This window comes from Paeniglutamicibacter psychrophenolicus (assembly GCF_017876575.1).
GTDB classification, from domain to species: domain Bacteria; phylum Actinomycetota; class Actinomycetes; order Actinomycetales; family Micrococcaceae; genus Paeniglutamicibacter; species Paeniglutamicibacter psychrophenolicus.
In genome coordinates this window covers 267,123-286,242 of the sequence record NZ_JAGIOE010000001.1, presented here as the reverse complement: position 1 = coordinate 286,242, position 19,120 = coordinate 267,123, and the positions used below count along the sequence as shown (strand labels likewise).

The 19,120-nt window shown below is 66.9% G+C and carries 17 protein-coding genes; 10 read left to right on the top strand and 7 right to left on the bottom strand.

Annotation, left to right across the window (positions count from 1 at the left end; all coding sequences use genetic code 11):
- The first annotated feature begins 3 nt into the window (after nucleotides 1-3).
- The 6 genes from JOF46_RS01205 (at nucleotide 4) to JOF46_RS01180 (ending at nucleotide 5,334) form a co-directional block, all read left to right on the top strand.
- Entirely contained in the window at nucleotides 4-399 is a 396-nt protein-coding gene (locus JOF46_RS01205; protein ID WP_209905650.1) for an MmcQ/YjbR family DNA-binding protein, read from the top strand.
- Nucleotides 400-422: 23 nt separating this feature from the next.
- Nucleotides 423-746 carry a putative quinol monooxygenase gene (locus tag JOF46_RS01200; RefSeq protein ID WP_209905649.1) on the top strand — a complete coding sequence of 108 codons (324 nt, stop codon included), beginning with the start codon at nucleotides 423-425 and terminating at the stop codon, nucleotides 744-746.
- A gap of 8 nt (nucleotides 747-754) precedes the next feature.
- Entirely contained in the window at nucleotides 755-2,158 is a 1,404-nt protein-coding gene (locus JOF46_RS22630) for a DUF1990 family protein (RefSeq protein ID WP_209905648.1), read from the top strand.
- Nucleotides 2,159-2,225: 67 nt separating this feature from the next.
- Complete coding sequence (locus tag JOF46_RS01190) at nucleotides 2,226-2,894, top strand: DNA alkylation repair protein (RefSeq protein WP_209905647.1); 669 nt, start codon at nucleotides 2,226-2,228, stop codon at nucleotides 2,892-2,894.
- 85 nt (nucleotides 2,895-2,979) lie between these two features.
- Complete coding sequence (locus JOF46_RS01185) at nucleotides 2,980-3,693, top strand: hypothetical protein (RefSeq protein WP_209905646.1); 714 nt, start codon at nucleotides 2,980-2,982, stop codon at nucleotides 3,691-3,693.
- A gap of 9 nt (nucleotides 3,694-3,702) precedes the next feature.
- Nucleotides 3,703-5,334: an HD domain-containing phosphohydrolase gene (locus JOF46_RS01180; protein ID WP_342592327.1), complete on the top strand. Its 1,632-nt coding sequence runs from the start codon at nucleotides 3,703-3,705 to the stop codon at nucleotides 5,332-5,334.
- Nucleotides 5,335-5,388: 54 nt separating this feature from the next.
- Here JOF46_RS01180 and JOF46_RS01175 read toward each other — a convergent pair whose 3' ends face one another.
- Nucleotides 5,389-7,281 carry an FAD-binding monooxygenase gene (locus JOF46_RS01175; protein WP_209905645.1) on the bottom strand — a complete coding sequence of 631 codons (1,893 nt, stop codon included), beginning with the start codon at nucleotides 7,279-7,281 and terminating at the stop codon, nucleotides 5,389-5,391.
- 252 nt (nucleotides 7,282-7,533) lie between these two features.
- Between JOF46_RS01175 and JOF46_RS01170 the strand changes: the two genes are divergently transcribed.
- Nucleotides 7,534-7,929 (top strand): VOC family protein, encoded by a 396-nt coding sequence (locus JOF46_RS01170; protein ID WP_209905644.1) that lies wholly within the window; start codon nucleotides 7,534-7,536, stop codon nucleotides 7,927-7,929.
- Nucleotides 7,930-8,241: 312 nt separating this feature from the next.
- On the top strand, nucleotides 8,242-9,363 hold the full coding sequence (locus JOF46_RS01165) for an ATP-binding protein (protein ID WP_209905643.1): 1,122 nt from the start codon (nucleotides 8,242-8,244) through the stop codon (nucleotides 9,361-9,363).
- A 71-nt stretch (nucleotides 9,364-9,434) separates the two neighbouring features.
- On the opposite strand, the gene purL is transcribed toward JOF46_RS01165, so the two are convergent.
- From purL to purS, 3 genes are read right to left on the bottom strand one after another with little or no spacing between them, the layout of a single operon-like run.
- Complete coding sequence (gene purL, locus JOF46_RS01160; RefSeq protein ID WP_209911414.1) at nucleotides 9,435-11,720, bottom strand: phosphoribosylformylglycinamidine synthase subunit PurL; 2,286 nt, start codon at nucleotides 11,718-11,720, stop codon at nucleotides 9,435-9,437.
- 38 nt (nucleotides 11,721-11,758) lie between these two features.
- Nucleotides 11,759-12,514: a phosphoribosylformylglycinamidine synthase subunit PurQ gene (gene purQ / locus JOF46_RS01155; protein WP_209905642.1), complete on the bottom strand. Its 756-nt coding sequence runs from the start codon at nucleotides 12,512-12,514 to the stop codon at nucleotides 11,759-11,761.
- Complete coding sequence (gene purS, locus JOF46_RS01150) at nucleotides 12,514-12,765, bottom strand: phosphoribosylformylglycinamidine synthase subunit PurS (RefSeq protein WP_071214694.1); 252 nt, start codon at nucleotides 12,763-12,765, stop codon at nucleotides 12,514-12,516. The genes purQ and purS overlap by 1 nt, the downstream gene beginning before the upstream one ends.
- A 201-nt stretch (nucleotides 12,766-12,966) precedes the next feature.
- Here purS and JOF46_RS01145 point away from each other — a divergent pair, with 201 nt between their 5' ends.
- Nucleotides 12,967-13,368, top strand: a complete 402-nt coding sequence (locus tag JOF46_RS01145; RefSeq protein ID WP_209905641.1) for a YchJ family protein — start codon at nucleotides 12,967-12,969, stop codon at nucleotides 13,366-13,368.
- Between the two features lie 123 nt (nucleotides 13,369-13,491).
- On the opposite strand, the gene ald is transcribed toward JOF46_RS01145, so the two are convergent.
- A complete protein-coding gene (gene ald, locus JOF46_RS01140; protein ID WP_209905640.1) occupies nucleotides 13,492-14,610 on the bottom strand; it encodes an alanine dehydrogenase in 1,119 nt (372 codons plus the stop codon).
- 260 nt (nucleotides 14,611-14,870) lie between these two features.
- Here ald and JOF46_RS01135 point away from each other — a divergent pair, with 260 nt between their 5' ends.
- Nucleotides 14,871-15,812 carry an NADP-dependent oxidoreductase gene (locus JOF46_RS01135; protein WP_245347959.1) on the top strand — a complete coding sequence of 314 codons (942 nt, stop codon included), beginning with the start codon at nucleotides 14,871-14,873 and terminating at the stop codon, nucleotides 15,810-15,812.
- A gap of 111 nt (nucleotides 15,813-15,923) precedes the next feature.
- Here the strand turns inward: JOF46_RS01135 and JOF46_RS01130 are convergent, their stop codons facing one another.
- Both JOF46_RS01130 and JOF46_RS01125 read right to left on the bottom strand, forming a co-directional pair.
- A complete protein-coding gene (locus JOF46_RS01130) occupies nucleotides 15,924-17,495 on the bottom strand; it encodes a Na+/H+ antiporter (protein WP_209905639.1) in 1,572 nt (523 codons plus the stop codon).
- 157 nt (nucleotides 17,496-17,652) lie between these two features.
- Complete coding sequence (locus tag JOF46_RS01125; RefSeq protein ID WP_209905638.1) at nucleotides 17,653-19,077, bottom strand: CitMHS family transporter; 1,425 nt, start codon at nucleotides 19,075-19,077, stop codon at nucleotides 17,653-17,655.
- Nucleotides 19,078-19,120 lie beyond the last annotated feature (43 nt).

The following is a 19,120-nucleotide window of genomic DNA, read 5'->3' as shown; positions in this document are numbered from 1 at the left end:
AGGATGGGCAGCGTGGAATACGAATCCTGGCGCGAGATGCTGCTCTCCCTTCCGGGTGCCTTCGAGGACTTCCCCTTCGGCGAGGACGCGGCCGTTTTCAAGGTCGCGGGAAGGGACGGCGCACGGGCCAAGATGTTCGGGCTGCTGATGCTCCGCGGCGGGACAACGAGCCTGAACCTGAAGTGCGACCAGGCCCTGGCCGAGCAGCTGCGAGCCGCAAACCCCCAGATCACCCCGGGTTACCACATGAACAAGAAGCACTGGAACACCGTGGTGCCGGGCCTGGACGCCGAGACCATGTTGGCGATGATCGAGGACTCCTACGACCTGGTGGTCGCCTCCCTGCCTGCCGCCGACCGCGCGGCGCTGGGATGGAGGGGCCTTCTCGAGCGCGGCTGATCCGGAATCTGTAGGCTGGTGGCATGTACTTCATCGTTGTTAAGTTCCAGACCAAGCCCGAATACACCGAACAATTCATGGACCTGGTGACCCCGTTCACCGAGGCCACCCGCGCCGAGCCCGGCAACCTCTGGTTCGACTGGTCCCGCAGCGTCCAGGACCCTGCAGAGTTCGTGCTCGTCGAGGCCTTCCTCGACGACGAGGCCGCCGGCACCCACGTGAACTCCGCGCACTTCAAGGCCGGCCTGGAATCCATGCGCCCGGCCCTCGCCGCCACCCCGAAGATCGTCTCGCGCAAGGTCGAGGGAGATTCCTGGGGCGACATGGGCGAACTGCAGATCGACTAGTTCCCGCCATGTTCTCCGCGCTGCGGCTCAAGCTGCACCAGACCTTCTCCGCCCAGGAAACCTACGACCCCGTGTGGGAACGTGCGCTGGATGCGGGGGAGGATGCGGGATACTTCCGGCACGACTCCGCGGTCTGGGCGGTGCACGGCGGCATGAGCCCGATCGCCGCGGGCATCCGGGCGCTGCTGACCCAGGCGCTGCATCCCGGCGCGCTGGCCGGGGTCGCCGAGCACTCCAACTACCAGGCCGACCCGTTGGCCCGGCTGGCCGGCACCATCCGCTGGATCTTCACCCTGACCTACGGCGACACGGTTGCCGCACGGGACGCCTGCGCGTGGGTGCAACGGCTCCACACCCCGGTGGCGGGACACTACACCGCCGGAACCGGGGAGGATCGCGGGTACAGCGCCAACGACCCGGGCCTCTCCGACTGGGTGCACATCGCCTTCGCCGATGCCTTCCTGCGCTGCCACGAGGCCTTCAGCGGCCCCGTCCCGCAGGGCGCCGACGCCTACGTGCGCGAATGGGCCAAGGCCGGGGAACTCATGGGCGTGGCCAACCCGCCGCGCAGCGAGGCGGAACTGCGCGCGGCGATCGTCGGATACGAGACCCGCGGCGAACTGGCCGGTGGCCCGCGGGTCGCCGAGGTCGTTTCCTTCCTGAAAAACCCGCCGCTGGACCCCGCGGTGCTGCCGGGCTACAAGCTGCTCTTTGCCGCCGTTGTGGACACGCTGCCGGAAAACCACCGCAGGCTGCTGGGCCTTGAACCTGCATCGCTGGGGCCAGTGCCGCTGCCGGCCCGTCTCGGCGGCAAGGCGGTGCTGGGGCTTGCCGGGCTGGTGCTCGATGAGCGCGGGCCCGCCGAGCTGGCCGCCCGGCGCCGGCTGTTCAGGCTGGGGCTGCTGCGCGATTTGAACTACCCGGACTTGGCCGTTTCGGCAGGTGGAGATCCCCCTGCCGGGTACATCGCGTTGCGGGTGCGCGAATACGTCGGCCACGGCCCTGCCGCCTTCGAGGCGCTGTCAGCGGGCATCATGGGCTGGAAACTGCACGAGGATGCACGGCTGGGGGTCCGGCCCGACACCCCGCGGGTCCAGCTCGGGAGCCGCGTGGTGCTGGGGATCGGCTTCGGCCCGGCGCGCATCAACGCACCATGCCGCGTCGTGCGGCTCATCGAGGAAGGCGCCCGGTCCGGCTTCGCCTACGGCACGCTGTCCGGGCACCCCGCATCCGGGGAGGAATCCTTCGAATCCGTGCTGGAGGACGACGGATCGGTGTACCTGGAGATCAAGGCGGTCTCCCGCCCCTCGACCAGGTTCCGCCGGCTCGGTGGCCCGCTGACCGGGGCCACGCAGGCTCTTATCACCCGGCGGTACGTCGCGGCCGCCCGCCGGCTCGCCGCGGGCACCTGACACCGGGGCCGTATGGTGGGTCCCGATACGTAGACTGGTGCCACGCACAAGGCCTTAGGAGGACCGCATGGAAGCAACGACGGTAGAGCAGGTGCTGACCGAACTGGCCGGCCTCGAAAACGCGAAGGTTCGCGCGCTGAACGAAACGCGCGGCGACGACCACGGGGTGAACCTGACCAAGTTGCGCGCCGTCGCCAAGGCGCTGAAGACCAACCAGGAGCTGTCCGCCGCCCTGTGGGACACCGGCCAGACGGCCGCGAAGCTGGTGGCCCTGCTCATCTGCAAACCCAAGGAATTCACCGCGGACCAGCTCGATGCGATGCTGCGCGAGGCGCGCGCACCGAAGGTGCACGACTGGCTGGTGAACTACGTGGTGAAGAAGTCCAAGCACGCCGAGGTGCTGCGGGTTTCCTGGAGCGCCGACCCGGACCCGGTGGTGGCAAGCGCCGGCTGGGCGCTGACCAGCGAGCGGATTGCCAAGAAGCCCGAGGGGCTGGACCTGCCGGGTCTGCTCGATGCCATCGAGTCAGGGATGAAGGACGCGCCGGACCGGCTGCAGTGGGCCATGAACCAGGCCCTGGCCACCATCGGCATCGAGCACGAGGAATTCCGTGCCCGTGCGCTGGCGATCGGTGAGCGACTCGAGGTGCTCAAGGACTACCCGACGCCACCAAACTGCACCTCGCCGTTCGCCCCGGACTGGATCAACGAGATGGTGCGCCGCAAGGCATCCTGAGCGGCGCGCCAAAGATGGGGCAGCGGCCCCATGCGCCTTGGCAGTCGGACTCCTACGCTTGCGGGTATCGAGCAAGGAGCACGCCATGGGAACCAAGACGCCGCAACAGTACGCGCAACGGGCCGAGGCCGGAGCCACGCTGCCACCGGGGGACGGGGACCGGCTCGCGGGCTACGCACTCATGGGCCTGCCGTTCAGCAGCGGGCACTACCTGGCCTACCGGCGCTTCCCGCGCAGCTCCTTCGGCCCGGGCTACAGCTCGGTGTGGCTGCGTCGGCCCGACGGGAGCTGGAGCTTCTACGCGGACGCCGCACCCGAGCTCAGCTGCGCCCGCTTCTTCGGCGCGGCGCTGCACGAGGCGGTGCGCACACCGGTCACCGGCCGCTGGACGGGCCCCAACCGCTTGCTGGTCTCCGTCCCCGGCGTCCTGGACTGGGAGCTGGAGATGAAATCCACCCCGGCCACGATGCTGCTTTCCGCGCTGGCCGGGGCGATGCCCCCGTCACTGTGGAGCAGCGAGCCGCTGCTTGGTGCCATGGGCAGGGTCATGGGACCGGTGTTGCGCTCCGGGAGAATGGGCCTGTCCGGACTGGTGCCCAACGGGCAGTCCTTCCGGGCACGCCCGCTGCGGGTGTGGCTGGTCGCCGCCTCCAGCGCGACCATTGACGGGGCCGATGCCGGCACCCCGCGGCCGCTGCCGGTCCAGGAACACCTGGCCGACGCCTGGCTGCCGCAGCGCGGCGTGTTCGTGGCGGACACCAGCCTCGTTTTCCCTTCGACGGCAGCGCCGCCGCCGTAGAATGAACCCGTGGCGCGGAACCGCACGGACAGCTTCGACCGGATTCCCGCGGGCAGCGGGCCCGGGGGCGCCGTGCCGCGCGAGCCTGCCGGAGCCCCGCGGCGCAGCGAACTGCTGGCCGCGCTCTCGCTGGCCATCGACCTGGGGCTCGGCCAGCCCATGGAACACATGCTGCGCGCCACCGTGCTGGGGTTGCGCCTCGCCGCGCTGCTCGAGACCGGGGAAGCGATGCGCGGGCGGATCTACCACGCCAACCTGCTGGCCTGGATCGGATGCCATGTGGACTCCTTCGAACTGGCGGCGCTCTTCGGCGACGACATCGGCTTCCGCTCCGACTACTACGGCATCGACGCCCACGGGCTCCCGATGCTCTCCCTGATGCTGCAGCGCACCGGAACCGGGCTTCGGCCCGGGCGGCGGATGGCCGAACGCGCCCGGTTCGCGGTGAATGCCAGGACGACGGTCAGGGACATGATCGCCTCGCACTGCAGCTCGGCCGGGCAGCTGGCCGCACGCGTGGGCCTGGACGAAAACCTGCCCGCAATCCTCGCCAACACCTTTGAACGCTGGGACGGCAAGGGGCTGCCCGCCGGGCGCTCCGGTACGCAGATCCCGCTGGAGATGCGCATTGCGCAGCTTGCCGATACCGCCGAGGTCTTCCTGCGCAGCGGCGGCCTTGACGCGGCGCTCCGGATGGTCGCCAGTCGCCGCGGAACCCAGTTCGACCCGGGGATCGCCGATTTGTTCAGTGCCCGGGCGGCGGAGCTGGTGCGGGGGCTGCTGGAGCTGGACCCCTGGGACGAGGTACTGGCCTCCGCCCCCGCCGAGGCACCGCTGGGCGAGGGGGAACTGGATGCGGTGCTCGAGGCCATGGGCGATTTCGCGGACCTGAAGTCCCCCTGGACGAGCGGGCATTCCCGGGCGGTGTCCGCGCTGGCAGCCGGGGCCGCCGGGCGGCTGGGCCTGGGGCCGGCGGCAACCACGGTGCTGCGCCGGGCCGGCTGGGTCCACGACCTGGGCCGGATGGGGGTGTCCAACGCGGTGTGGGACAAGGCCGAACCGCTCTCCGCGGTCCAAGCGGAGCACCTGGCCATGTACCCGTACCTGAGCGAGCGGATCCTGGCGCGGGTTCCCGGGATGCGGCAGGTGGCCGCGGTGGCCGGTGCCCACCGGGAGAGGCTCGACGGGTCGGGCTACCCGCAGGGGCGCGGAGCTCCCGAACTCGATGCCGCACAGCGCCTGCTTGCCGCCGCCGATGCCTACCAAAGCCAGCTGGAACCGCGGCCGCACCGGGGTGCCCTGGGCCCGCGGGCTGCAGGTGAGCGGCTGCGCGCAGAGGCCGCAGCGGGCCGGCTCGATGCGCGCGCCGTCGAGGCGGTGCTGGGCGCGGCCGCGGGAACCGGGGAAATGAGGCACGGTGCCGGGCCCGCGGGGCTGACCGGGCGGGAAACGGAGGTCTTGGCCCTGCTCTGCCGCGGCATGAACAACAACGACATTGCCGCGGCATTGGTGATCGCGCCCAAGACCGCGCGCAACCACGTTGAACACATCTACCTCAAGACCGGTGCGACCAACAGGGTCTCGGCCACGCTCTTCGCGCTCGAGCACGGCATGTGGGACCGCGCCCACGCCGGCACATGAGCAGGGCCCCGCATTGACCCGGAAGGGAATGCGGGGCCCAGATGGTGCCGGAACCTAGACGCGCGCGCCGGTGTGGATGCCGGCGAAGAACGCGCCGAGCTCCGCGGTGGCATCCAGCGGCAGCACGTTGGCGACGTACTGGTCCGGGCGGACCACCACGATCGCGCCATTGCGGGAGATGCCGCGCGTCTCGAAGATGTCGGCTCCCGGAACCACGCCGTAGACCTTTTCGTAGTCGGTGAGCTTGAACGGGCCGACCAGCGGCTTGAAGACCTTCGGCACCGCGTTGATGTCTATGTCCTCGTGCTTGGCCTGGTAGATGACCTTCACGTCGAACCAGGCGTCCTCATCCAGGCCTTCGGGCATTGCTGCGAGCGGCGAGTTGGCCGCGGTTTCCAGCCAGGTGCCCAGCTCGGCGACCTTCGAGCCGGTGCCCGGTGCCGCTGAATCGGCGAAGACGTAGATGCGCCAGCGGCCATCGGCGGTGGCATGGTGCCCCAGCTGCATCGGGTTGGTGTCGCAGACCCGGGAGGCCATGGCCGACTTGAAGCGCTTGCCCACGGGGAATCCGGTGGCCAGCTCCTGGTGGGTCGCTGCACCGGTGAGCATGGAGGGCGCGTACTCGGTCATGAAGCCGGCCGGGAATTCGGCGGTGCGCACGTAGAAGTCCTCGAGGTCCGAGGGGTTCTCGAATTCCTCGGGCTTCTTGGCCATCATGGTGGACCAGGTCTTGTCGAAATCGATGAGGTTCTTGGCCACGACCTGGCGTTCGGCCGAGTAGGTGGCCAGCAGGGACTCGGGGCTGCGGCCCTCGAGCACGTGGGCGAGCTTCCAGCCGATGTTGAAGCCGTCCTGCATGGACACGTTCATGCCCTGGCCGGCCTTGGCGCTGTGCGTGTGGCAGGCGTCCCCGGTGATGAACACGCGCGGGGTGCGGGTGCCAATGTCCTCGACGTGCACGTCGTCGAACCTGTCGGTCAGTCGGTGGCCGACCTCGTAGACGCTGTGCCAGGCGACGTTGCGCACCTGAAGCGTGTATGGGGTCAGGATCTGGTTCGCATGCGCGATGATCTGCTCGATCCCGGTCTGGCGGACGGCGCCGTTGTCGTCCTCGGGCACCACGCCCAGGTCCACGTACATGCGGAAGAGGTGTCCGCCCTCGCGCGGGATCAGCAGGATGGAGCCTCCGTCGTGGGACTGGATGGCGCACTTGAGACGGATGTCAGGGAAATCGGTGGAGGCCAGCACGTCCATGACGCCCCAGGCGTGGTTGGCCTTGTCCCCGGCCATGGTGCAGCCGATGGAGGAGCGGACCTTGGAGCGGGCGCCGTCGGCGCCGACCACGTACTTTGCGTGCACGATCTTTTCCGTGCCCGCATCCTCCCCGGCGCTGCGTACCAGGGTGACCTTGACCGGGTAGTCGCCGGTCTCGGCAACCTCGAGGGTCTGGAAGTCCCAGCCGTAGTCGGGCACCAGTCGGGTGGGTGAGTTGCGGGCGACCTCGGCGAAGTAGTCCAACACGCGGGCCTGGTTGACGATCAGGTGCGGGAATTCGCTGATGCCGGTGGTGTCGTCCACCGCGCGTCCACCGCGCACGATGTTCTTGGGGTTCTGCGTGTCCGGGCGCCAGAAGGCCATCTCGGTGATCCGGTAGGCCTCGGCGGTGATGCGCTCGGCGAAGCCGAAGGCCTGGAAGGTCTCGACGCTGCGGGCCTGGATGCCGTCGGCTTGGCCGATCTCCAAGCGTCCCCCTCGGCGTTCGACCAGGCGGGTGGTGATGTCCGGGAACTGGGCCAGCTGGGCGGCGGTGAGCATGCCTGCGGGGCCGGAGCCCACGATGAGCACGTCGACCTCCTCGGGCAATTCCTCCGGGCGGTTGATGCCGACGCCGGCGGCCGGCTTGATACGCGGGTCACCGGATACGTAACCGTGGTGGTGGAACTGCACGGGGCTTTCCTCTTTTCGCAGGTCTGTGTCTGTTGGCTGACAACAAGTGTTCTATATTAGAACTAATGGTTCTATAGTCGAACACTGGTCCGTGACGTAGAACTCTACGGCAAGGCGACGTGGCTCACAAGTGCCTGTGGACGCGTGACGGCTGCCGAAGCTCCCGGTGGCGCCAGGCAGCGGCATTGCGGAGGGCCCGACGGTGCGGTCGCCCCATAGACTGCCAAGCAAGTCAACGGGTGCGGAGGCACGATGAGATTGCATCATGTTCAGGTTTCGATGCCGCCAGGCTCGGAGGAAGAAGCGCGCGCGTTCTACGCCGGCACCCTGGGCCTGAAGGAGGTCAACAAGCCGCCATCCCTTGCCGACCGCGGGGGCTGCTGGTTCCGCGCCTTCGACGGGGAAGTCGTCGTGGCAGAAATCCATGTGGGTGTCGAACCGGGATTTGCGCCCGGCAAGAAGTCGCACCCTGCATTCGTTGTGGAATCCGTGGCGCGCCTCGAAGAACTGGCCGCCGGGATCCAGGCGGCCGGCTTCGATTTCTCCTGGGAAGAGCGGTACACCTTTGAAGGCTACGAAAGATTCCATTGCCGCGATCCTTTCGGAAATCGCGTCGAGGTGCTCACGCCACGCCCTGGCGCTTCATGATCCGACACGGCCACGCAAACCTGGGGCTGCCTGTTGTGTGAGGGCTTTGGGGTGCAGGGGGTTCCCATTGGTCCTCCCGCGCAGCCCAAGGGCCTCAATTGCACCAGGGCGGCGTAACGGTAAGTTGGTGCGCGATTCCCATGTCGTTGAATCTGGCGCCACCGCGCTTGACACGGACGTTGCCGATATCTTGTAGGTGCTTATGAGGACTTATAAGGATTCTTCTTATAAGCCCTCATAACCTGTCATAATCAAAGGAGGGAACCCGCACTAAACCCCTACAACCCGGGATCTGGCGTTCCGCCACCCTTCTTGGCGGGTAGGCAAGCTGAAATTGATGCCTTCGACCTCCTGGTAGCTCGAACAAAATTGTCGCGTCACAGCCGATCCCTGATGCTCAGCGGATTGCGTGGTGTGGGAAAGACCGTGCTACTTAACCGGTTGCGAGGAATAGCCCTGGCGCACGACTGGCTGACGATCAAGATCGAAGCCCAGGCCGGCGCGTCCGCAGCCAGGGACGTGCGGAACGTCCTTGCTCGAGAACTGCAAATCGCCTCGCGGCGCTATGCGCCACGCTCCGGCGAAGCCGTATTCAAATCCATGCTTCGGACAGTTTCGTCTTTTGGGGCCACCTTTGGCGTATCGGGGATATCCCTTGGTGTGGATTTAGACCCCTCGCGGGCCCGTACTGGCGTGGTGGACATCGACTTGAGGGACGTCATAGAGGATGTGGCCCGTGCGATGCGAGCGGCCCGTCAAGGGTTTGTGATCTTTATCGATGAGATGCAAGACCTTGACGAAGAGTTGCTGGTGGCACTGGTTGCCGCGCAACATCATGCTGGACAAAATGAATTGCCGTTCTTCGTCGTTGGAGCGGGGTTGCCCAATTTTCCGGCACGCTTAGCCGACGCTCGGAGCTACCCAGAGCGGCTTTTCGACTATCGAGTAATCGGTAAACTTTCGGAATCAGAAACCGAGGAATCATTTGTGATACCGGCAAAATCCGTTGGTCCCACATACTCTGACGAAGCATTGGAGTTGCTCGTTAAGGCATCCGGGCGCTATCCCTATTTCATTCAAGAGTTCGGCAGTGCCATGTGGAATGTGGCGACTTCGCATCCTTTTCAACGCGACGATGCCACTGCAGCAATTCATGCGCGATTGCAGCGGCTCGATTCGGGCTTCTTTCCGTCCCGGTGGGATCGGGCCACGCCAAAAGAGCGTGAATATATGCTCGCAATGGCCGAAGACGGAGAGGGACCTTCCAGTACTCGAGTTGCGGCAGAGCGACTGGGGACGAAAGTGACAAGCTTGGGACCGCATCGTGCCCAGCTCATCGCCAAGGGTCTCGTCTACTCACCCGAATACGGCGAAATCGCATTTACCGTCCCGGGCATGTCCGATTTCATTCGACGACAGAACCTGGAACGGTAGAAGCCGTTAAGCAACTGAGGGGGCGCCGGGGAAAATCCCCGACGCCCCCGCTGTCAGCAGAGTGCTATCGCTTAGCCGAAGTACTTCGGCAGCGTGGCCTCGTGGGCCTCGCTCAGCTCGTTCAAGTCCAGGTCGAACTGACCCTGGATCTCCAGCGAGGTGGCCGAGGCATCAACAACACCGAGGCGAACCACCGGGAAGTTGCGTGCGGTGGCCATGTCGTTGAAGCGGACCTCTTCCGAGCGCGGAACCGCGACGATGGCGCGGGCCTGCGACTCGGAGAACAGCGCGGTGAAGGCATCCACGCCGTCGCGCTCGCACAGGTCATCGAGTGCGACGCGGGCACCAACGCCGTAGCGCAGGGCCATCTCGCCCAGTGCGGCGCCGAGGCCACCCTCGGAGAGGTCGTGTGCCGAGTCGATCATGCCATCGCGGCTGGCGTTGATCAGGATCGCGCCCAGGGTCTTCTCCGCCGTGAGGTCGACCTTCGGCGGCAGGCCACCGAGGTGTCCGCGGATGTTCGCGAATTCCGAACCGTCCAGCTCGTCGAAGGTGGTGCCCAGCAGGTAGATGGCCTGTCCGTCGGCGTCCGCGCGCCAGCCCGAGGGGGTGCGGCGTGCAACGTCGTCGAACTTGCCCAGCATCGCCACGACCGGGGTCGGGTGGATCGGGGTTGCGCCGGTCTGGTTGTACAGGGACACGTTGCCGCCGGTGACCGGGACGCCGAGCTCCATGCAGGCATCCGAGAGGCCGCGAATGGCCTCGGCGAGCTGCCACATGACATCCGGGTCCTCGGGGGAACCGAAGTTCAGGCAGTCGGAGACGGCCAGCGGCACGGCGCCGGAGGTGGCGACGTTGCGGTAGGACTCGGCCAGGGCCAGCTGTGCGCCGTGGTACGGATCCAGGAAGGTGTAGCGGCCGTTGGCGTCGGTGGCCAGGGCCACGCCCATGCCGGTTTCCTCGTCAACGCGGATCACGCCGGCGTCATCCGGGGTGGCCAGCGCGGTGTTGCCGCCGACGTAGCGGTCGTACTGGTTGGTGACCCAGGACTTGGAGCACATGTTCGGGCTGGACATCAGTTCAACCAGTGCTGCCTTGAGTTCCTCGCCGGTGGCCGGCAGGTTCTTCCCGGCCTCGGAGGCTTTGAAGGTGTCTGCCTGCAGCGCATCCTGCCACACAGGGCGGGCGTACGGGCGGTCGTAGAGTGGTCCGTCGTGTGCCACGGTGCGCGGGTCGACATCGACGATGACCTCGCCGTCCCACTTGATGACCAAGCGGTTGGTGTCGGTCACCTCGCCCAGCCAGGAGTACTCCACGGCCCACTTGTCCATGACGGCCTCGAAGGCTTCCACGTTCTCCGGGGAGACGACTGCCATCATGCGTTCCTGCGACTCGGACATCAGGATCTCGCCCGGGGTCAGCGAAGGGTCGCGCAGCAGCACGGAAGTCAGCTCGATGTCCATGCCGCCGTCGCCGTTGGAGGCCAGTTCCGAGGTGGCGCAGGAGATGCCTGCGGCGCCGAGGTCCTGGATGCCCTCAACGAGGGAACCCTTGAACAGCTCGAGGCAGCACTCGATGAGCACCTTCTCGGCGAACGGGTCGCCCACCTGGACGGCCGGGCGCTTGGAGGGCTTGGTGTCGTCGAAGGACTCGGAGGAGAGGATCGAGGCGCCGCCGATGCCGTCGCCGCCGGTGCGTGCACCGAAGAGCACAACCTTGTTGCCAAGGCCGGAGGCGTTTGCCAGGCGGATGTCCTCGTGGCGCATGATGCCAACTGCCAGTGCGTTGACCAGCGGGTTGCCCTGGTAGACGGAGTCGAAGACGACCTCGCCACCGATGTTCGGCAGGCCCAGCGAGTTGCCGTAGCCGCCGATGCCGGCGACCGCACCGTGGATGACGCGTGCGGTGTCCGGGTGGTCGATCGCGCCGAAGCGCAGCGGATCCATCACGGCGACCGGGCGGGCGCCCATGGAGATGATGTCGCGCACGATGCCGCCGATGCCGGTGGCGGCACCCTGGTACGGCTCGATCATCGTCGGGGAGTTGTGCGATTCGATCTTGAAGGTGACGGCCCAGCCGTCGCCCAGGTTGGTCACGCCGGCGTTTTCGCCGATGCCAACGAGCATGTCCTTCTTCATTTCCTCGGTGACCTTGTCGCCAAACTGGCGCAGGTGGTTCTTCGAGGACTTGTAGGAGCAGTGCTCGGACCACATGACCGAGTACATCGCGAGTTCGGCAGCGGTCGGGCGGCGGCCCAGGACCTTGACGACCTCTTCGAATTCGTTCTGCTTCAGGCCGAGTTCGGCCCAGGGAAGTTCGGTGTCAGGGGTGGCCGCGGCGTTGGCCACGGTGTCCATGTTGAACTTCTTCTGCTCTGCGGTCTGCTCTGCGGCGCTCACTTCTGGCCTCCAACAAGGTGGGTCAGGACGGAGGTGAAGAACCCAAGTCCGTCGGTTCCGGTGTGGTCGGGGCCGAATCCGGCCTCCACTGCGTGCTCCGGGTGCGGCATTAGGCCGACCACGTTGCCCGCGGCATTGGTGATGCCGGCGATGTTGCGGCGGGACCCGTTGGGGTTCCATCCGACGTAGCTGAAGGCCACGCGGCCCTCGGCCTCGAGGGCGTCGAGGGTCTTCTCGTCGGCGACGTACTGGCCGTCCTGGTTCTTCAGCACGATGGTGATTTCCTCACCCTTGGCGTACTGGTTGGTCCAGGCGGTGGTGTTGTTTTCCACGCGCAGGACCTGGTCTCGGCAGAGGAACTTCAGGTGGTCGTTCTTCACCATGGAGCCCGGCAGCAAGTGCGATTCGGTCAGGATCTGAAAGCCGTTGCAAATGCCCAGCACGGGCAGCTTTGCGTCGGAGTTCGCGGCGTCAATGATGTTGCCCATCATCGGTGCGAAGCGTGCGATGGCGCCGGCGCGCAGGTAGTCCCCGTAGGAGAAGCCACCCGGGATGACGACGGCGTCGACGTTCTGGAGGTCGTGGTCGGCGTGCCACAGGGACACTGCCTCGGCCCCGGTCAACCGGATGGCGCGAGCGGCGTCGCGGTCATCAAGGGTTCCGGGGAAGGTGACGACGCCGATGCGGGCGCCGTTCAGCTCGGGGACAGGCGTCGAGTAGTCGCCGATCAAGGGAAGTTCGGTTGCGCTCATTAGTCTGCGACAACCTCGACGTTGACCACGTCTTCGATGACCGGGTTCGAGAGCAGCGTCTCGGCCGCGGTGCGGGCCTGGGCCAGGATCTCCTCGGTGACCTCGCCCTCAACGGTCAGTTCAAAGCGCTTGCCCTGGCGGACCTGGCTGAAAGCGGTGAAGCCGAGGCGGGGAAGTGCGCCAACGATGGCCTTGCCCTGCGGGTCAAGGATTTCGGGCTTGGGCATAACATCAACAACGATCCGGGGCATCCGGGTTCTCCTGTGCGCGAGGGGTGGTTAATCGCCCGCGGACGTGCCGTCTCACGCCAAGGGTGGGGGCGCTCCGCGAGCTTGCCTGCTAAGTCTACCGGCACGGGGTAGCTACACGGATTTCATGTCTGCCGTTCGACGTTCTGTTGGAGGGGCGATAGGTCGGTATTTTGCGCTTCCTGCTGCCCTTAAGCTGGTTCAATGGAAAAAGACTCGCGATGCCCCTGCAATTCGGGGGAATCCTACGAATCCTGCTGTGGCCGATATCACCAGGGATTCAACGATCCCAACACCCCTGCCTGGCCCGGAACCGCTGTCGCGTTGATGCGCTCGCGTTTCAGCGCCTTCGCGCTGGGCCTGCCGGAGTTCCTGTTGGCCACCTGGCACCCCGACACCCGCCCGGCTGAGCTGGAACTCGACGAAGCCATTGTCTGGCAGGACCTGGACATCATCCGCACCGAGGCCGGCGGACCCTTCGACAGCAACGGGATTGTTGAGTTCGAAGCCCACTACCGCCTGCTCAACCAGTCCAACTCCCAGCACGAGGTCAGCGACTTCGTGCGCGAGGGCGGGCGCTGGTACTACCTGGACGGCGACGACTAGGGCGAGCGAGGTCCCCGGCTGCATCACCCACCCGCACCGCTACTCGCAACACTTACTCGCAATACTCACACCATCTACTTCAACCATGGTGTGAGTAGTGACAGTTGAAGTTGGTGGTGCTCGTCAGGCCCCGGCCAGCACGTTTTCGATCGACACGTGCTCCCGGCCCAGGGCGTCGGCCACCGGAGCAAAGACCACCGATCCGGCGTGCGCCATCAAGCCGTTGGCCAGGCCCGCGTCCTCGGCCATGGCTTGCCTCCAGCCCTTGTCCGCGATGCGCAGCGCGTAGGGCAGCGTCGCGTTGGTCAATGCTGCGGTCGAGGTCTGCGGGACGGCGCCGGGCATGTTGGTCACGCAGTAGTAGAGGGCATCGTGCACCTTGTAGGTCGGGGCCGCGTGGGTGGTGGGGTGCGAGCCCTCGAAGCAGCCGCCTTGGTCGATGGCGATGTCCACCAGCACCGAACCCGGACGCATCTTTTCGACCATGTCCAAGGTGACAAGTTTCGGTGCCGCGGCGCCCGGAATCAGTACCGAGCCGATGACCAGGTCGGCATCGGCGACCTCACGGGCGATCGCATGCTTCGAGGAAGCCAGTGTCTTGATCCGGCCACGGTAGTCGGTGTCGATCTCCTTGAGCCGGGCCAGGTTCACGTCGAAGATCGTGACATCCGCGCCGAGCCCCGCGGAGGCAGCCGCCGCGTTTTCGCCGGCGACGCCGCCGCCGATCACCACGACCTTGGCCGGCCGGGTCCCGGGCACGCCGCCCATCAGGATGCCGGATCCACCCGAGGGCTCCTGCAGGGTGAAGGCGCCGATCTGTGCGGCCAGGCGTCCAGCGACCTCGCTCATCGGGGCCAGCAGCGGCAGGGCGGCGCCGCGGCGCACCGTCTCGTAGGCGATTGCGGTCGTACCCGCCGCCAGGATTGCGTCGGCGCATTCGGGAGAGGCTGCCAGGTGCAGGTAGGTGAACAGCACCTGGTCGGCACGCAGCAAGCCGTACTCGGATTCAGTCGGTTCCTTGACCTTGAGCACCATGTCACCGGCCGCCCACGTGGTCTTCGCGTCGGCGGCGATCCGCGCCCCGGCCTCAAGGTAGTGGGCGTCCTCGATGCCCGACCCGATCCCGGCACCTGCCTGGATGACGACTTGGTGGCCGTGCGCCACGAACTCCGAAACTCCGGCCGGGGTGATGGCCACACGCAATTCGTTGTTCTTGGTTTCCTGGGGCACGGCAATGATCATTGGGAATTGCTCCTGAGGTTTCTGGCGGCCCCCATGTAGGGCGATTGAGTTGAGTCTAGGCCGCGGGTAGCGAAAAGGCCCGGAATCACGGGTATATGTCAGTGTGCTTGTGCTGCGGATCGGTGGATGATCCGTTGCAGTTCGGCTTCCCGTGGTTATGCCCTTGCCCACGTGGCGCGGAAACACCGAATAATTTCGGCCCGGCGACGGTTGTCCACGGGGGAAGCACAACAGCCGAGAAGCGAAAGCAGGAAACACATATGGGTGAGCGCACGATGAAGGCCATGGCGTATGCGAGCTACGGCGGCGTGGAGAAGCTGGAGCAGCTCGAGCTTCCGTTGCCGAAGGTCGGTCCGGGAACGGTGCGGATCAAGATCAAGGCGGCCGGGGTGAACCCGGTGGACTGGAAGATCATGGCCGGTTACCTCGACCCCATCATGGATGTTCACTTCCCGGCGGTCCCCGGCTGGGATGTTGCCGGAGTGGTGGACGCCGTCGGTTTCGACACCCCCGAGTTCAACATCGGCGACGAGGTCCACGCCTACGGCAGGCGCGACACCGTGGGCATCGGCTCCTTCGCCGAATACATCACCCTGCCCGCCGGGGCCGTGGCGCACAAGCCAAAGCAGCTCTCCTTCGAGGAGGCAGCAGCGCTGCCGCTGACCGGAGGGACCGCGCTGCGCGCCCTCGACGCGCTGGAGCTGGCCCCCGGGCAGACCCTGCTGATCCACAACGGAGCAGGCGGCGTCGGGCAGGCAGCCATCCAGATCGCGACGGCCGCGGGGGTCCGCGTGCTGGCCACCTCCTCGGAAAGGAACCACGAACTGCTCGCATCCCTCGGTGCCCACCCGCTGACCTACGGGGACGGCCTGGTCGAATCGGTGCGTGCGCTGGCTCCGGAGGGAGTCGACGCGGTGGCGGACTTCCACGGCGGGGCGCTCGAAGACACCCTGGCGGTGCTCAGGGAATCGGGGAAGCACGCCTCGATCGCCGACGGCACCGTGGGTGAACACGGCGGGCGCTACATCTGGGTGCGCCCCGACGGGCGCGAGCTCGCGCGGCTCGACGCGCTGGTCGAGGCAGGCAAGCTCTCCGTGCACGTGGTCTCCAGCTATCCGATGCAGGAGGCCGCGGCCGCCATCACGCAGAGCATGGGCGGGCATGCCGGAGGCAAGATCGTGCTGACCGGTTTCACCGAATGAGCCTCGCGCCCACCTTCGGGCCGGTTACTCATAAGGAATCGTGCGAATTTTATGGGTAACCACCCCAAGTCATAAACGAGACGCAACTAAGGGCCGGCAATTGGGCCGGGACTACTGGTCCAGCGTGACGGTGCGCAGATCCAGGCGGCGAAGCACCCGGTCCACGAGCTCGGGGTCGTTGCCCGGTTCGTTGCGGGCCTTGAGCATCTCCGAGCGCGCCGCATCCAGCGCCTCGCGCTGCACGTCGTCCATGACGGTGAGGATCTGCTTCAGGCGCAGCATCTTCTCCGGGTCCGCCTCGAGGTCGGCCTCCAGGATGGTGTGCAGCGAGGACATGCGCCGGGCCAGGGCGTCGCGGCGTTTTTGCGGCAGCGCCGCCGCGGCGGCGGAGCGCTTCATGGTCTCCAAGGCGACCTTCTCCGCGCGGCGGGCCAGCGAGCGCTGCTTGTGTTCCTCCGCTGCATGGTCGTTGGGCAGCTTCAGCGCGCGCATCAGCGCCGGCAGCGTCAGGCCCGGCAGCACCAGCGTCGTGATCAGCACGGCGCAGGCGGTGGCGATCACGAAGTTCCGGCCTTCCAGCGGCTGCCCGTTGGCCATGGTGGCCGGCAGCGCCAACGCCAGCGCAAGGGTCGCCAGCCCGCGCATGCCGCACCAGGACAGAACCAGCACTTCCTTCAGCGAGCCCGGGGTCTTGGACTTGCGCTCGGTTCCGCCGATCTTGAACATCGCCATCATCCAGACGAAGCGGACCAGCACCACCGTGGCGCAGATGGCCGCGATGCCGGGGATGAACGTCAGCAGGTTCGCCCCCTCGTCCTGGATGATGTAGCGCATCTCGATGCCGACCAGCCCGAAGGCGACCCCGGTGGTGAGCAGCTCCACCACGTCCCAGAAAGCGGTGCGGGTCAGGCGTTCCTCGGAGTCCTGGGGGCGGGCCCGGCGGCCCAGCTCCAGCGCGGTGACCACCACGGCGACGACGCCGGAGAAGTGGACCTCCTCGGCCAGCAGGTACACCGCGTAGGGTGCCACCAGCGTGGTCGCAGAGCGGGCCACCAGGTCCGGGACGAAGCGGTTCAGCGCCCCGACCAGCCAAGCCGTGCCCAGGCCCAGCACGATGGCCCCGGCCGCACCGATCAGGAACTTCGGCACCACATCCCAGCCGACCTCGCCGCCGCTCATGGCCGCGGCAACCGCCGCCTGGAAGATCACGATGGCCATGGCATCGTTGAACAGGCCCTCGGTCTGCAGCACCGTGAGAAGCCGGCGGCGCATCTTGACCTTGCCGGCGACCGCCTCGACGGCCACCGGGTCCGGCGGGGCCACGATGGCACCCAGGGCGATGGCCACCGGCAGCGCCAGGGTCGGGACCATCAGCCAGGCGACTGACGCCACCGCGGCGGTGGTCGCAACCACCAGCAGCACCGCCAGCAGCACCAGCGAGCGCCAGCGCAGCCGGAAGATCGACCAGGAGCTGCGCTGGGCCGCGGCGTACAGCAGCGGCGGCAAAAAGAGCGGCAGGATCAGTTCGGGGTTGATGTGGACCTCGGGAATGAAGGGCAGGAATGCCGCCCCGGCCGAGAAGACCAGCATCAGGATCGGGTAGGGCAGGCGGATGCGTTCGCCCAGGCCCGCCACCAGCACCGTCCCGAAGAGCAACCCGACCAGCAACAGCAGGAATTCCATGGGGGTGTGCCTCTTCCTCTTGATCCGTTCTTCCAGTTTTCCACACGCCCGTTTCGGGGACGTTAAGCGCGCAGAGCCGGCGCGGGAACGCCACGGGGCGGGGAACCGTTTCCGGTTCCCCGCCCCGTGGCGTGCTGCGTGGTTGGTGCGGTGTTTCCTAGCCGATGCCGATGGCGCCGATGAGCACGCCCACGGCGAGCATCACCAGGGAAACGACCAGTGCGCGCCACAGGACCTTCTTGTGGTGGTCGCCCAGATCGACGCGGGACATCGAGACCAGCAGCAGGATCGCGGGAACCAGCGGGGACTGCATATGCACCGGCTGGCCGGTGATCGAGGCGCGGGCCATGTCCACCGCGGGGATGCCGTAGTGGGCGCCGGCCTCGGTGAGCACCGGCAGGATGCCGAAGTAGAACGCGTCGTTGCTCATGAAGAACGTCGCGGGGATGGAGATGATGCCGGTGAGGATCGCCAGGTACGGGCCCATCGAGGTCGGGATGACGTCGACCAGCCAGGCGCTCATGGCATCGACCATGCCGGTGCCCGAGAGCACGCCGGTGAGCACCGCGGCGGCAAGCACCATGGAAACCACGGCGATGACCTCAGAGGAGTGCGAGGCGATCATCTTGGCCTGGTCGGAGATGCGCGGGAAGTTCACCAGCAGCGCCACGGCGGTGCCGATCATGAACAGGTAGGACAGCGGCAGCACGTCGGCGATCAGCAGCACGAAGATGGCCACGGTCATCGAGAGGTTGAAGATGAACAGCTTCGGGCGCAGTGTCTCGCGGGTCGGGTCCAGGACCGTGCCGTTCATGGTGGGCGCCTCGGTGCCGTCGCCGCGCACCGCGACCTTCTCCAGCAGGGCGACGCCGCGGCCGCCGGTTGGGGTCTTGGAATTGCCGGAGCCCTTGGAGCCGCCGGTGCCGCCGGCCATGACCGAGCCCGGGCCCCAACGCAGCGGATCCTCGCGCTGCAGGCGCTTGCGCTCGGCGATGCCCATGGCCCAGGCGAAGCCGAAGACGACAACCAGTCCCACGGCCAGCGCCGGGATCATCGGGACGAACACCGCGGAGGCATCCACGTGCAGCGCCGCGGCGGCGCGGGCCGTCGGGCCGCCCCACGGGACGATGTTCAGCGTGCCGTTGGTCAGCCCGGCCACACAGGTCAGCACCACCGGGCTCATGCCCAGGCGCTGGTAGATCGGCAGCAATGCGGCGGTGACCACGATGAAGGTGGTGGAGCCGTCGCCGTCCAGGGAGATCAGTCCGGTGAGCAGCGCGGTGCCCATGACGACCTTGGCCGGGTCGTTGCCGACCAGCTTCAGGATGCCGTCGACCAGCTTGTCGAAGAGCCCCACGTCGATCATGATCCCGAAGTACATGATGGCGAACATCAGCAGGGCCGCGGTGCCGGACATCGACTTCACGGCGTCCATCACCATGTCGCCGAGCCCCAGGCCGGCGCCGGCGAAGAGGCCGAAGATGGTCGGGACGATGATCAGCGCCAGCAACGGGGTCATGCGCTTGGTCATGATGAGCGCCATGAACGTGGCGACCATCAGGAACCCGAGTGCTACCAGCATGGGGATCTCCTTAAGTGGGGGTGTAACGCGAGTGGGGGGAGTT

Coding starts and splice junctions, on each gene's coding strand:
- JOF46_RS01200 (WP_209905649.1), top strand. CDS start 423: ATGTACTTCATCGTTGTTAAGTTCCAGACCAAGCCCGAATACACCGAA.
- purL (WP_209911414.1), bottom strand. CDS start 11,720: ATGGACACCGTGGCCAACGCCGCGGCCACCCCTGACACCGAACTTCCC.
- JOF46_RS22630 (WP_209905648.1), top strand. CDS start 755: ATGTTCTCCGCGCTGCGGCTCAAGCTGCACCAGACCTTCTCCGCCCAG.
- JOF46_RS01205 (WP_209905650.1), top strand. CDS start 4: ATGGGCAGCGTGGAATACGAATCCTGGCGCGAGATGCTGCTCTCCCTT.
- JOF46_RS01190 (WP_209905647.1), top strand. CDS start 2,226: ATGGAAGCAACGACGGTAGAGCAGGTGCTGACCGAACTGGCCGGCCTC.
- JOF46_RS01185 (WP_209905646.1), top strand. CDS start 2,980: ATGGGAACCAAGACGCCGCAACAGTACGCGCAACGGGCCGAGGCCGGA.
- JOF46_RS01130 (WP_209905639.1), bottom strand. CDS start 17,495: ATGGAATTCCTGCTGTTGCTGGTCGGGTTGCTCTTCGGGACGGTGCTG.
- purS (WP_071214694.1), bottom strand. CDS start 12,765: ATGCCCCGGATCGTTGTTGATGTTATGCCCAAGCCCGAAATCCTTGAC.
- ald (WP_209905640.1), bottom strand. CDS start 14,610: ATGATCATTGCCGTGCCCCAGGAAACCAAGAACAACGAATTGCGTGTG.
- purQ (WP_209905642.1), bottom strand. CDS start 12,514: ATGAGCGCAACCGAACTTCCCTTGATCGGCGACTACTCGACGCCTGTC.
- JOF46_RS01170 (WP_209905644.1), top strand. CDS start 7,534: ATGAGATTGCATCATGTTCAGGTTTCGATGCCGCCAGGCTCGGAGGAA.
- JOF46_RS01135 (WP_245347959.1), top strand. CDS start 14,871: ATGGGTGAGCGCACGATGAAGGCCATGGCGTATGCGAGCTACGGCGGC.
- JOF46_RS01125 (WP_209905638.1), bottom strand. CDS start 19,077: ATGCTGGTAGCACTCGGGTTCCTGATGGTCGCCACGTTCATGGCGCTC.
- JOF46_RS01145 (WP_209905641.1), top strand. CDS start 12,967: ATGGAAAAAGACTCGCGATGCCCCTGCAATTCGGGGGAATCCTACGAA.